The 12,581-nt window shown below is 39.5% G+C and carries 10 protein-coding genes; 5 read left to right on the top strand and 5 right to left on the bottom strand.

Annotated elements, in window-relative coordinates:
* Positions 1-9: 9 nt before the first annotated feature.
* Complete coding sequence (locus tag HEQ36_RS08620) at positions 10-1,272, top strand: mechanosensitive ion channel family protein (protein WP_290707364.1); 1,263 nt, start codon at positions 10-12, stop codon at positions 1,270-1,272.
* 488 nt (positions 1,273-1,760) lie between these two features.
* On the opposite strand, the gene HEQ36_RS08615 is transcribed toward HEQ36_RS08620, so the two are convergent.
* The gene (locus HEQ36_RS08615; RefSeq protein ID WP_168635946.1) at positions 1,761-2,972 is read right to left on the bottom strand and encodes an HhoA/HhoB/HtrA family serine endopeptidase; all 1,212 of its coding nucleotides are present in this window, start codon (positions 2,970-2,972) and stop codon (positions 1,761-1,763) included.
* 403 nt (positions 2,973-3,375) lie between these two features.
* On the opposite strand from HEQ36_RS08615, the gene HEQ36_RS08610 reads away from it, so the two are divergent.
* Together HEQ36_RS08610 and menH are read left to right on the top strand one after the other, a co-directional pair.
* The gene (locus HEQ36_RS08610; RefSeq protein ID WP_039204850.1) at positions 3,376-3,759 is read left to right on the top strand and encodes a metal-sensitive transcriptional regulator; all 384 of its coding nucleotides are present in this window, start codon (positions 3,376-3,378) and stop codon (positions 3,757-3,759) included.
* Positions 3,756-4,571, top strand: coding sequence for a 2-succinyl-6-hydroxy-2,4-cyclohexadiene-1-carboxylate synthase (gene menH / locus HEQ36_RS08605; protein ID WP_053541015.1), 816 nt, complete (start codon positions 3,756-3,758; stop codon positions 4,569-4,571). The genes HEQ36_RS08610 and menH overlap by 4 nt, the downstream gene beginning before the upstream one ends.
* Before the next feature lie 301 nt (positions 4,572-4,872).
* On the opposite strand, the gene HEQ36_RS08600 is transcribed toward menH, so the two are convergent.
* The 4 genes from HEQ36_RS08600 to HEQ36_RS08585 form a co-directional block, all read right to left on the bottom strand.
* Positions 4,873-5,637, bottom strand: coding sequence for a WecB/TagA/CpsF family glycosyltransferase (locus HEQ36_RS08600; RefSeq protein ID WP_168635947.1), 765 nt, complete (start codon positions 5,635-5,637; stop codon positions 4,873-4,875).
* A 196-nt stretch (positions 5,638-5,833) separates the two neighbouring features.
* Positions 5,834-6,451, bottom strand: coding sequence for a TIGR04282 family arsenosugar biosynthesis glycosyltransferase (locus HEQ36_RS08595; RefSeq protein ID WP_168465860.1), 618 nt, complete (start codon positions 6,449-6,451; stop codon positions 5,834-5,836).
* Positions 6,448-7,152, bottom strand: a complete 705-nt coding sequence (locus tag HEQ36_RS08590) for a 16S rRNA (uracil(1498)-N(3))-methyltransferase (RefSeq protein WP_168465861.1) — start codon at positions 7,150-7,152, stop codon at positions 6,448-6,450. Before HEQ36_RS08590 ends, HEQ36_RS08595 begins: the two co-directional genes overlap by 4 nt.
* Positions 7,153-7,517: 365 nt before the next feature.
* Positions 7,518-8,261, bottom strand: a complete 744-nt coding sequence (locus HEQ36_RS08585) for a tetratricopeptide repeat protein (RefSeq protein ID WP_168635948.1) — start codon at positions 8,259-8,261, stop codon at positions 7,518-7,520.
* Between the two features lie 480 nt (positions 8,262-8,741).
* Here HEQ36_RS08585 and HEQ36_RS08580 point away from each other — a divergent pair, with 480 nt between their 5' ends.
* Together HEQ36_RS08580 and HEQ36_RS08575 are read left to right on the top strand one after the other, a co-directional pair.
* Positions 8,742-10,055 carry a pentapeptide repeat-containing protein gene (locus tag HEQ36_RS08580; RefSeq protein WP_053541020.1) on the top strand — a complete coding sequence of 438 codons (1,314 nt, stop codon included), beginning with the start codon at positions 8,742-8,744 and terminating at the stop codon, positions 10,053-10,055.
* A gap of 921 nt (positions 10,056-10,976) precedes the next feature.
* Entirely contained in the window at positions 10,977-12,164 is a 1,188-nt protein-coding gene (locus HEQ36_RS08575; protein WP_168635949.1) for a C1 family peptidase, read from the top strand.
* Positions 12,165-12,581 lie beyond the last annotated feature (417 nt).

The raw sequence follows: 12,581 nt of genomic DNA, 5'->3' as shown, positions 1-12,581 counted from the left end.
GGTATTTGAGTGCTAGTTCAATTTTTAGCTATTACGGGTTCAATGATCATATCTATTGCACCTATACCTAAAGCTACAACCCAAACTCCAGAGAATTTACACAAAACTGCATTTATCAAAACAGCATTAACCCAACCACAACCAGAAACGCAAACTCAATTTTTCCAACAAGTTGGTATTGCTACTGCTAGTACCATCACTATGATGATTATGAGTTGGGGAGTCCGTCGTTTCCAAAAACGTTTAAGTAATAATTTACTAAAATCATTTGAGTCTAATTCCTTAGATGATCAACCCATTACCAAATTAATTAATCAACAACAGCAACATCTTCAAGAAGTTAAAACCAGACTATTTCAACTTGCACAAGCTGGAATTTGGGTCAGTGGTAATTTAATTATTTTAGGACTATTTCCTGCTACCCAAGCCTTACAAATTGGGATTCTCACCATTGCCAAAATTCCCATCAAATTAATTATTGTTGGTGTGGGAACGTATGTCATAGTCCGGTTTACTTATGCTATCATCGATCATTTTACCTCTACCATCATTAGTGGTGGAGCATTACTAACTCCAGAAACTTCCGAACGTCTACAATTGAGAATATCCACATTTTCCGGTGTCACTAAAAGTATCACCACCATTATTTGGGTAGGTGCGGGAATTTTAATGTCCTTAATTGCCTTGGGAATAAATATTGTTCCTCTTCTGGCTGGTGCCGGTTTGGTCGGTGTGGCTATATCTCTCGCTTCCCAAAACTTAATCAAAGACGCAATTAACGGCTTTCTAATTATTTTTGAAGATCAATATGCTCTGGGTGATATGATTACCGTCGGCACTGTGGGCGGTTTGGTGGAAAAGTTGAATCTACGAATGACTCAAGTTCGAGATTCAGAAGGGCGTTTAATTACCATTCCCAATAGTGAAGTCAAGATTGTAGCTAATCTCTCCAGCCGCTGGTCACGGGCTGATTTAAGTATTCCGATTTCTTATCAAGCTGATGTAGACAAAGCTTTACAATTAATTGAAAATGTGGGTTTGGAGATGAGTCAAGATCCCGAATGGCAACATCAAATTCTGGAAAAGCCGAATGTTTTAGGAGTCGAACATTTTAGCGATCGCGGTATCATGATTCGCGTCTTAATCAAAACTCAGCCCCTCAAGCAATGGACTGTAGCCAGAGAATACCGTCGTCGTCTCAAAATTTCCTTAGACGCAGCCGGAATTTATATTCCCGTACCCCAACAAGCCAATTGGGTTACTAAATTTTAGCCTAAACAAGTTCAAAAATTTTCTAGTTATTCAGTCATCAAAAGACAACTTTTGCTATGAGACTGGGAATATAGCTAAGGCCACGCTACGCTATCATCATCTCGTTCCTAGTAGTTCGTCAAATTTATTTTGACGGGTAATGATCGGAAAAAACTTCTGTTCTTCCCTCCCCTACCCCCCCTGCCTCTCTTCTCCCCCTGCTTGCCTTCACCCGTCATTTTCGGGTTGACAGACTACTAGTCTCTGACTAGGAATGCAGTTAATGAGGCTCTGCCTCTAATATCATTGAAGGCAGAGCCTTCTAGAATTCATTCCCAGTCAGAGACTGGGAATGAGATGACTTGAGTTCTTTGGGGGATAAATGTTTTATGTTAAGTTGACACCAATGAAGCTCTTGCTTTACCCCTACCCGCAGAATCAAATAATTAAGCCGTATTGAGTATAAGTTGACACCATTGAATGAAGCATACCCCCATACTCAAAACTAACTAAGAAAGGTCTTTCAACTCAGCGGTGCGGACGGAAAGCATCTGTGTCTGATTCCCTCTTTGCACTTTTATCTGCAACGCCTGACCAAGGGTACTGTCTTCCACTACACCTTGTAACTGTTCAGCACTAGTAATTTCTTTACTATCAATCTGTACAATCACATCACCGCGACGGATACCCGCAGTTGCAGCCGGAGAATTAGGGACAACTCGCATGACTAAAACTCCTTTAACTTCAGGAATTGCAAACATGGAATTAGGATCATTGTTATTTTGTTTTGCTAATTCCGGTGTTAATGTCACCATTTGCACACCTAAGTATGGGTGAACAACTCTGCCATCTCGTTGCAATTGTACAGCGATCGCCTTAGCCTTATCAATAGGAATTGCAAACCCAATCCCCATCGCATCGGCGCGAATTGCGGTATTAATTCCAATCACTTCGCCTAAACCATTTAATAATGGTCCACCAGAGTTACCGGGGTTAATAGCTGCGTCAGTCTGGATGAAATCTAACCGTTTATCACTGATTCCTACTTGAGCGCTCGAACGTTTTAGGGTGCTGACAATCCCCAAGGTAACAGTATTATCAAATCCTAACGGATTACCGACCGCGATCGCCCAATCTCCCACCTGAACATTATTAGAAGCACCCAAAGGAGCAACAGGTAAATCTTTACCAGCATTAATCTTAACTACAGCCAAATCCGTAACTTCATCAATACCTTTCACCTTACCCTCAAAAGTGCGACCATCTTTTAGACGGACTGTAACCTTATCAGCCTTATCAACTACGTGAGCATTAGTGAGAATTACGCCGCTTTTGTCAAGAATAAAACCAGAACCTAAACCCCGTAATTGTTCCGTCGGTGATTGTTGGGGAAAGCTATCACCAAAAAACCGCCGAAAAAATGGATCTTCCATCATCGGATCATTGCGGCGAGTAATCGTTCGTTCAGTATCAATTCTCACTACCGCCGCACCCACACGATTCACCGCTGCTGTCACAAAACTATGACTACCAATGACAGCAGTAGCAGAAGATGGTTTTTGAGCAACTTGTGTGAATGACTCAGTGACAGGATTTGGTCCCGGTTCTGCTGCTGAAGGTAACACCCGTAGGGAAGTGACAGTCAACACCACTCCCATAAAAATCGCTAACACATGGGTACTGAGTTGTCTAATAGACCGGGGCATTTGAAAAAATCGCATAATCACAACCTAATCTACAAGCCTAGTTTTTGCTGTTTCTTGATAAATCTATCTACATCTCATTCTAGTTTATTGACATTTTCACTCACATTTAAGTTTCGGGGATTTTGCCAAATCTTGGCTCAAACATGAATATTTCCCATCTGTCACTAATTCAGTAGCAGCAGTTAAACAACATACAAAATTCCTATCTCTCTAGGCTAAAATATTGATTAAGTAATTAGACAAAAATATTTACAGTCATTGCGAGCGAAGGGAAGCAATCACAACCCTTGGAATTGCTTCACTTCACTTCGTTCCCTATGGCTAACGCCACGCAACGCTAACGCAATGACATTGTGTAATTAATTCTGTCTCACTACTTAGAGCCAAAATGCCAAAACCAATATTCATAGAACAACTCATGAATGGAGCAACCCCCATCACAAACAACTCCTCACCTGTATCAGAACCAGGCGAACATATCCACAATCACAGTCATACGGATCATACACACATTGATTCTGTTCATCCTCATGTCCACAGTGAAGAGTCCTTACGGCGGATTATTAACCGACTATCACGTATAGAAGGTCACGTTCGCGGAATCAAGACAATGGTACAACAAAATACGCCATGTCCTGATGTATTATTACAAATTGCCGCCGTGCGAGGAGCATTAGATAAAGTAGCACGAATTGTCCTAGACGAACATTTAACTGAGTGTATTGGTAGAGCCGCCCAAAAGGGTAATATAGAATTAGAAATTGAACAATTAAAAGCCGCTTTAGATAGATTTTTGCCTTGATTATCCATAAATATCAATTTCACTATTCTTTAAATCATCAACCAAACAAACCAATAATTCTGTTTTTACATGGCTTCATGGGGAATATTTATGAATTTGATCAAGCCATAAAACTACTAGTTGATGATTTTTCCCATCTTACCATTGATTTACCGGGACATGGCAAAACTCATGTTTTAGATGATGAATGTTATACAATGGCATCTACAGCCGCAGCGATTATCCAATTATTAGATCAATTAAAAATTGACCAGTGTTATTTAATTGGTTACTCAATGGGAGGAAGATTAGCCTTATATCTGACTCTGTATTTTCCCCAAAGATTTATTAAAGTTATCCTAGAATCTGCTTCTCCTGGTTTAGCCACAGAAACCGCAAGGTTGGCTAGAATTAAAAGTGATGCTCAAATAGCCAAAAAATTAACGAGAATGACAAATAAAGATGATTTTGATTACTTTCTCCATAATTGGTATCAACAGCCAATTTTTGGGGATATTAAAAATCATCCACAATACCAATCTATGATAGCCAGTAGATTAGCAAATAATCCGCTAAATTTAGTTAAATCACTGCAATTTATGGGAACAGGTTCTCAACCTAGTTTATGGGAATTTCTACCTAAAAATACTATTCCTCTATTATTATTAGTTGGTGAGGAAGATGAAAAATTTATGAAAATTAATATGGAAGTTACCAAAAAATGTAACTTTGTTAAATTACAAATAATTGATCAAATTGCACATAATATTCATCTAGAAAACACTGTAGCATTTGTGCAAAATATGCAAAAATTTTTTAGTAGGGTGTGTTAGCGACAGCGTAACGCACCATTATCAATAATTTGGTACATTACAGATTTCTCATTGTTGTTGTTACCGAATTCTGGGCGCAGACCCTGCGCCCCTACGTTGCGAACTGTTTCCGTTCTATAAAACTTACCCAAAATTACCAAAGTCTAGACACATCTGGACAGCGATAATCTTAGTGTTTATTTCCTGCTTCATCGCGGTCTTAGAATGACTTCCAATCTTGTTTGCCCGCTCCACAGACAATCTCGGTAGAACTTACCGTTTCTGACCGTAGTTCCTAAAAAGAACCCTATTACCGTTGCACTCAGAACTCCCAACGATTAACATCTTTCCTAGTCCAACGATAAATCAAGGATTTGTAAACGAACTCTGGTAAGGCTAACATTCGTTGCCAGCGCCAAGGTTCTTGATATAGTCTATATAGCCATTCTAAGTTATTATTTGCTAACCAACGGGGGGCGCGAGTTTTTCCACCTGACCAAATATCAAAACTACCACCAACACCTACCCAAATGGAGTGAGGACACAAATGACGGTGTTCAGCAATCCATAATTCTTGACGTGGTACTCCCAAACCAACAAATATTACTTGTGGCTGTAGTTGAGTCAGAGTTTGCAATAACTGTTGTTCTTCTGCTGGGGAATGATAACCAGAATGTGTGCCGGATATTTTGAGAGTGGGAAGTTGTTTTTGCCATAAATCTGCTGCTTTTTCGGCTATTCCTGGTGCGCCTCCATAGAAAAATATTGAAGCAGATGTTTGTTCTTGATCTATTATTTGTAAAAGGCTTTCTGCTAATTCAATTCCGGGAAACCGTTGCACTTTTTGTCCTAATAAATATTGTAAATAGAGAACTACTCCTGCGCCGTCGGGAATAACTAATTCAGCATTTTTAATGATTTTTGCTAATGGGAGATTGCGCTCTGCTTGCATAGTCATTTCGGCATTGAGGGTGACGACATGAGTCCCTTGACCTGCTTTTAAGCAATCTAATAACCAGTTTGGATAATTATTCATTATATGCACTGGTAAGCCTAGTACGGGTAATGCTTGCGGGAATTTAAACATAGTTTTTTTAAAATCAGAATTTAGGAGAATGTTTGATAAAGATTAGTGTATCAAGTTTTTCCCTGAATGAATGACAAGAATTTGTCAAGTAAAACAGTTTAGGTGTTACAGCAATTCTCGGTTTCATGAAATACAGTGGAGGGCGCAGACCCTGCGCCCCTACAGGTTTTGCGATAGGAAAGTGTACCTCATAACATCAGAAAGTGGGGTTAAGATCCTCTGGACGATCAATATCCGCTAAAGTTTGCAGATAGCTCATTGATAAGTTTAACTTCTGGGCAATTTCTACTGTTTTTACAAATACTTGAGCGGTTCCCCAGGAAATATTTGTAAATAATTCTGCTATTGGTTGTTGTAACCCAATTAAATAATAACCACCGTCTAGGGCAGGACCCAGGACAAGATTACAAACTTTTAATTCCTCGAAGGCGGTTGTTAAAATTTGCGAGTTTAGATCAGGGCAGTCTGTACCAATGATGATGACTCGTTCTGCTTTTTGATTAAACGCATTGATGAGCGATCGCTCCATTTTTGCTCCCAAATCTCCTTCGCCCTGAGATTGATATTTTAAATCATTTCCTAACCAATTTTGCATTTTTTCCAAATTACCACCTGTAAACCGCACTTCTACGGATACTCTGGTGGTCTTTTGCAGTTCTTTGACCTGAAAAATAGTATGTTCGGTCATTTGTTTGTGCAAGTTAGCAGCACCAACTTCACCCAAAGCAGGTATTAACCGGGTTTTTGTTGTCCCTGGTTCTGGGTAGCGGGTAAAAATAATCAGGTGTTGTTTTGATGGTTTCCAAGATATCATTCAAAATTTGCGGCTATTAAAGATATGGCAACTATGGGTGCGGTGACTGCGCGAAGAATCCGACGACCCAAGGAAATGGGCTGAAATCCTGATTCTATGGCTATTTCTATTTCTTGATTTGTCCAACCTCCTTCTGGGCCAATGGCAATAATGATCTCATTTGCAGTTTTATTGATTATCTGCTGTAAATGAGGATAATCTCCACGAGCTTCACAGATATAACGATGAGTGGCAATATTTTCTTTGATGGCAGTGTTGAAAGCTACTGGTTGGAGGATGGTGGGAACTACAGCCCGTTCTGACTGTTCAGCGGCTTCTGAGGCTATACGCTGCCAACGTTCTAGTTTTTGGGGGCTGGGATTTAATAGGGTGCGATCGCTCAAAATAGGTGCAATACAAGTTACCCCTAACTCAGTACAACACCGGACAATTTCATCAAATCCATTGCCTTTGGGTAATGCCATCATCAAGGTAATAGCCACAGGTAATTCAGTTTTTACCTCCAGCGGTTCTAAAATCTCTCCTTGTTCCCCTTGTAACTGCGCTAACCACCATTTCCCCATACCATCCATCACAATAAATTTATCACTATCTCGCAAGCGCAATACCCGCAGCAAATAATGTTGTTGTTGAGGTGTTAATACAAGTTTGTTAGCTTGAAGTTGTTGGGGATGAACAGTAATGCGTTGAAGTTGGGACATATTAGCAGGAGTCAGAAAGTAAGAATAGTCTTAGGGACTTCCAAGAAATAAATTACCCTAATAAACGAACCACAGAGGCACAGAGGACACGGAGGAATGAGGGTTTGAGAGATTTTTTGCGTTAGGTAGCTGAGTGTTTTTTTATTTGGAAGTCCCTTAAATCTGGGAAGGTGATATACTGCAAACGGTTCATAAGTTTAACCAAATATGAACCCCCTCTGGTAAATCTCTCCAATATTAAATGTTATTCCTTTTTCCTCTCTTCTTAGGAGAGGGTTAGGGAAAGGCTTTGAACCTTGTTCTTTGTATGATAAAAAAGTCCAGCTTCTAGCCGTTTTGAGTATAGGTCTTTAGACCGGAGAGTGTCAATGTAATAATGCTTGAAACCGCTGTTCACCGCGAATTTTAGCAAAATCTGGGTCGGTTTTCGCTAAATCTTGATATTTTTTGGGTACAAGTTGAATAGCTTTTTTGAAGTTATCAATTGCTAGTTCGAGATTATTTTGCAAGGCATAATTACAAGCCTTGTTATAATATGCTTGGTGCAAATTGGGTTGAATAGTAATTGCTTGATTGTAAGATGCCAAAGCTTCTTTGTAGCGTTGTAATTTAGTCAGAGCAATGCCTCGGTTAATCCAAGCTTCATGTTTATTCGAGTGAATAGCGATCGCTTCATTGTATGATTTAACAGCTTCTTCATAATTTCCTAAAGCCGTTAAAGCATTACCACGATTATACCAAGCCTCATCTTTATTTGGACGAATAGCGATCGCCTTATCATAAGATAATACCGCTTCTGGATACTGTTGCAAAGCAATTAAAGCATTACCACGATTTACCCAAGTCTCCGCACTATCAGCTTTAATAGCTATGACCTGATTATATACATTTAAAGCTTCTTGATAACGATGGGTATCCAACAAACCATTACCTTGTAGTAATAAATTTTTGGCTTTTTGACTATCTTGCACCTCTGTAATTAGTTGATTAACATTGCTTTCCTGGGCAACTTGTTGAGTATTATCTGGAGAAGAATTTGCCAAATCACTACAGCCAATCGCCAGAAAACTAATTAAACTAGAGGCAATTAATTTTCGCCAAACTACCATGTTGCACCTACAAAAATCATATAATTATCCTAAAACTGATGGAAACTTCTAAGTCGTATCGAAATCAACTAATCATTACTAATTGTTTTTTATTTATGTAAACTCAAGATGAAGATTTGGATAAGGTTTTCATAAAGTATGAATATTATACCATATCTGCCAGAGTCAGATCCCCGACTTCTTAGAGAAGTCGGGGATCTTATTTATAGCTGTTGTGGCGGAGTCATTTGGTGAGTTGCCAAAAAAAAGAATCATCCCACATAAAAATTCTAAATGATTTGTGGTAAAATTACGTGCTTGTTGCTTGTGGAGACAAAAAAATTGATTTACAACCGCACAGAATCATAATTACCCGTATTTATCTGTGATCAATTATCCAGATTGATCTGAGATTGAGGATAAAGATTATATAATACTGTGAATACAAGTGTTTTGACAGCAATTAAATTGATAATGAGACGATGGGAGGAAACTAAAAATATGAGTATTGAACCTGACTCATCCAACTCAGAAATAAATCAAGCAGATGAATTAGCAACTGATGGTAGTGATCACTCATTACTAACAGAAGGATTAGGAAAAAAACAAATATTTGGACAATCTGCATTCAAGGCGAACATGAGCAAAGGGGCTACGTTTCTTGTGGAAAGTAACTCCAGTTTGCAAACTGCTATTACCCCAAGAATTTTATTATTTACCAGTTTGGCGATCGCCACAACTATCATTAGTATTGTCATTAATAACTCATTTCTGGGGATTGTGGGAACTTTAGCAACCTTGATTTTATCACTGTTAATCCTGTTCCCGTGGCTGCAAAATATTATTCAAGAATGGTTTTCACCTCAAGATAGAAATGTATTTATTGGCTTAATAGGAGTAATAGTAGCAATAATTGGCTTATTCAGATTTACTAATTTGGGTAGTGGTTTACTGAGTTGGGGAAAAAGAGTTAACTGGGATGCTTCTGGGACTTTAGCAGAATGGTTTGGAGCATTGGGACAAATTGCCATTGCTATCATCGCCGTTTATGTAGCATGGCGACAATATGTAATTTCTAAAGACCTCACCATTCAACAAAACCTGCTAACTGTACAGCAAAACATTATTACCCAACAGCAAACCATAGATTCCTACTTTCAAGGAATTTCTGACCTAGTATTAGATGAAGAAGGATTATTAGAAGATTGGCCACAAGAAAGAGCGATCGCTGAAGGACGCACCGCCGCTATATTTAGTAGTGTAGATGGCAGTGGTAAAGCCAAAATTCTGCGATTTCTCTCCCGTTCCAAATTACTCTCTCCCCTCCAGCGCGATCGCCGACTAGGAAGAGCTATTCTAGATGGTAGTGGTGGTTATGCCGAAGATCTTTTAGAAGGAGTGCGCGTCATTGATTTAGGTGTCATGTTAGCAGGTGCAGATTTAGCCGACAATGATTTACGCTGGACAGATTTAAGTGAAGCTAACCTCATTCGTGCTAATCTGAGTAATTGCGATTTAGTCAAAGCCAACCTTGCCCGCACAATCTTATATGATGCCAATTTGAGCAACGCCGATTTAAATGGAGTGCGCCTATTTTATGGTTTACCTGAACAGGCATCCCCCCGCAGTCGCAGCGAACCACCCAACTACGAAACAGGAGAACACACCGGCGCAGTTATCGAAAATGCCGACTTCACCAACGCCCAAAGAATGTCCGAATCTACCCGTCACTATTGCTGTACTTGGTGTGGAGAAAAAACCAGACGGACAATTCCCGGTGGTTGTCAAGGGATTCCTAACAAATTGGGAAGATAAAATTTAGGAAAGAGGCAATTGACCATTAATTTAATTTTCGTAGGTTGGCTTGAAGCATGAAACCCAACATTAGCGAGAGGATAGTAGGAGGTGTTGGGTTATGGCTATGGCTCCTACGTCGCCACGCAAGCTATCGCCACACTTCGTAAACGTCCCTCAGTCCCTCAACCAAACCTACAATAAATATTGTTTTACATAAAGGGAACGGTAGATCCGGTAGAGCCATATAACGCTTCCCTTGCCCAATCTTTGATGTGTTTTAGCCGAGTTAAATCATCAATTTTGCTCATAAATAACCATTGCTTCTATTAAGACTTGCTCACGAAAATAACGACTTAAATCGGCTGATGTTCTTAAATCTATCTGCCTATTTAGGGTTTGCTGAAAAAGTTGTCTGTGAGGGCAGAGAACAGGGAACAGGGAACAGTTTCAACTATCTGGATATCCTCTCTTTTGTAAAATCATCTCTTAATACTGAACCAAATAAAGACAACTTGCGAATCGAGTGACTTTGACAAAAATGATTAATTTCTTCTTCCTCCGTGTCCTCTGTGCCTCTGTGGTTCGTTTATTAGGGTAATTTATTTCTTGGAAGTCCCTAAGACTATAACAAGTATAGCCTTACTTGAACTTTAATTGTATAGTTATAACCTTACAACTTACGCAAGTGCCACACCAAAAATCTGTTTATTTGCAGGATTTATGTAGTCTGACGCACCCTTCCAATGTATCAGTTGCGTAATTCCTCAAACTTTGTCTTTGACCTATCTAACAGGAAATTGACAATTCTTAATATTCAAAAATCTTGGAACTAAACCTATAAACCACAAGTCAACAGCAATACCTATGGGTAATGGGTAAAAAAATCTTTAAAAAACAGAACTAAAACTGAACTAACAAGTTTAAGGAGGATTTAAATTGATGAGAAATTCTAAATTTCTGCAAATATCTACTGCGGCTTTATTGAGTTTAGGAATCTTCCAAAACATAGCTCTTGCTCAACCAATTAAAACCCAAATAAGAATCCCCGCATCTCAAACTGTAGATAAAAATTTATCGCAAATCAAAATCAATCCCCTTTATCTTGAACGAGAACAAAAAGCTCCCTTAATCATTAAAAATCAACTACTGGAATTACGCCGGGATATCCAGTCAAAAAACTTCACCTTTCAGGTAGGTTACACCACAGCCTTAGATTATAAACTAGAGCAACTAGCCGCCACCCAAGCACCGGATGATTTACCGACACAGGCTAACATCCAAAACGCCGTTGCTGCACAAATCTTAAATCTTGATTCAGCCGAACGTGAGAAATTTGAACGTATCAATCCCGGCGTAATCCCTGAATTACAATTAATTAAACGTAATGGCTGTTTTGCCTCAGCCAAATCCTTTGACTGGCGGAATTTAAATAAAGTTACCCCAGTTCGTAACCAAGGAGGTTGCGGTAGTTGTTGGGCATTTGCTACCTTGGGAGCTTACGAAGGGAATAACCTCATTCGCAATAACTCCGCTGCTGATGCTTCCGAACAGCAAATTATTAACTGGGGTGGTGCAGGTAGTTGTGGTGGGGGTTGGTGGTCTAAAGCATTTGATTTCCTCATTAACAAAGGCACAGCCACCGAAGCCACAGTACCCTACACCGCCACCAACAATCCCTACAATCCCAGCGTAGACACTCCCTACCGTTCCATAGCCTGGGGATATGTTAAACCAAACGGCGGAATTCCCACAGTTGCAGAAATGAAACTGGCTATGTGCAAATATGGACCCTTAACAGTTGCAGTGAGAGTTACTCCTGCTTTCCAAGGTTATGTTAGCGGCGTATTTAACGAGCAAGCAAATGGTCCTATTAATCATGGTGTCACCCTCATTGGTTGGGATGATCAAAAACAAGCTTGGTTAATCAAGAATTCTTGGGGTACAGGTTGGGGTGACAATGGTTATATGTGGATTGGCTATAACAGCAATAGCATCGGTTATGGCGCAGCTTGGACTCAAGCTAGAAGCAATTTCTACAAGCTTTCTCCTGACTTGTTGAAAAAAATCACTCCTTTAAAAATCAATCCAGAATTAATTAAAGTTAATTCCAAAAACATCTCTCGATAATTGTTTTGACTTTAGCTAACCCATTGGTGTCAACTTAAGCTCAAATCCCTACCACATCTCGTTCCTAGTCTCTGACTAGGAATGCAGTTGATGAGGCTCTGCCTCTATACTTGAGAAGGTAATAACTTGCGTTTTTACATCCATATATTACCTTTAAGCAAAAGCTCGATTTATTCCCTTGCGGAGTATAATATCACTGAAGGCAGAGCCTTCTAGAATTCGTTCCCAGTCAGAGACTGGGAACGAGATGAAAAATTTTCCGGTTATTCAGTCATCAAAAGACAACTTTTGCTATTAGACTGGGAATGAATTCCCAGTCGGGCTGTGGGTTTTACGTTAAGTTGATACCAATGAAGCTCTTGCTTTACCCCTATCTATAGAATCAAATAATTAAGCCATGTTGAGTATACAATGGAG

This window comes from Anabaena sp. 54, from assembly GCF_017355725.1.
Classification (GTDB): Bacteria; Cyanobacteriota; Cyanobacteriia; order Cyanobacteriales; family Nostocaceae; genus Dolichospermum; species Dolichospermum heterosporum.
The sequence above is the reverse complement of the archived record's forward strand: the minus strand, read 5'-3'. Positions and strand labels throughout refer to the sequence as shown.

Excerpts from the sequence above, each read along its gene's own strand:
- HEQ36_RS08615 (WP_168635946.1), bottom strand. The coding sequence starts at position 2,972 with ATGCGATTTTTTCAAATGCCCCGGTCTATTAGACAACTCAGTACCCAT.
- HEQ36_RS08610 (WP_039204850.1), top strand. The coding sequence starts at position 3,376 with ATGAATGGAGCAACCCCCATCACAAACAACTCCTCACCTGTATCAGAA.
- HEQ36_RS08600 (WP_168635947.1), bottom strand. The coding sequence starts at position 5,637 with ATGTTTAAATTCCCGCAAGCATTACCCGTACTAGGCTTACCAGTGCAT.
- HEQ36_RS08595 (WP_168465860.1), bottom strand. The coding sequence starts at position 6,451 with ATGATATCTTGGAAACCATCAAAACAACACCTGATTATTTTTACCCGC.
- HEQ36_RS08590 (WP_168465861.1), bottom strand. The coding sequence starts at position 7,152 with ATGTCCCAACTTCAACGCATTACTGTTCATCCCCAACAACTTCAAGCT.
- HEQ36_RS08585 (WP_168635948.1), bottom strand. The coding sequence starts at position 8,261 with ATGGTAGTTTGGCGAAAATTAATTGCCTCTAGTTTAATTAGTTTTCTG.
- HEQ36_RS08580 (WP_053541020.1), top strand. The coding sequence starts at position 8,742 with ATGAGTATTGAACCTGACTCATCCAACTCAGAAATAAATCAAGCAGAT.
- HEQ36_RS08575 (WP_168635949.1), top strand. The coding sequence starts at position 10,977 with ATGAGAAATTCTAAATTTCTGCAAATATCTACTGCGGCTTTATTGAGT.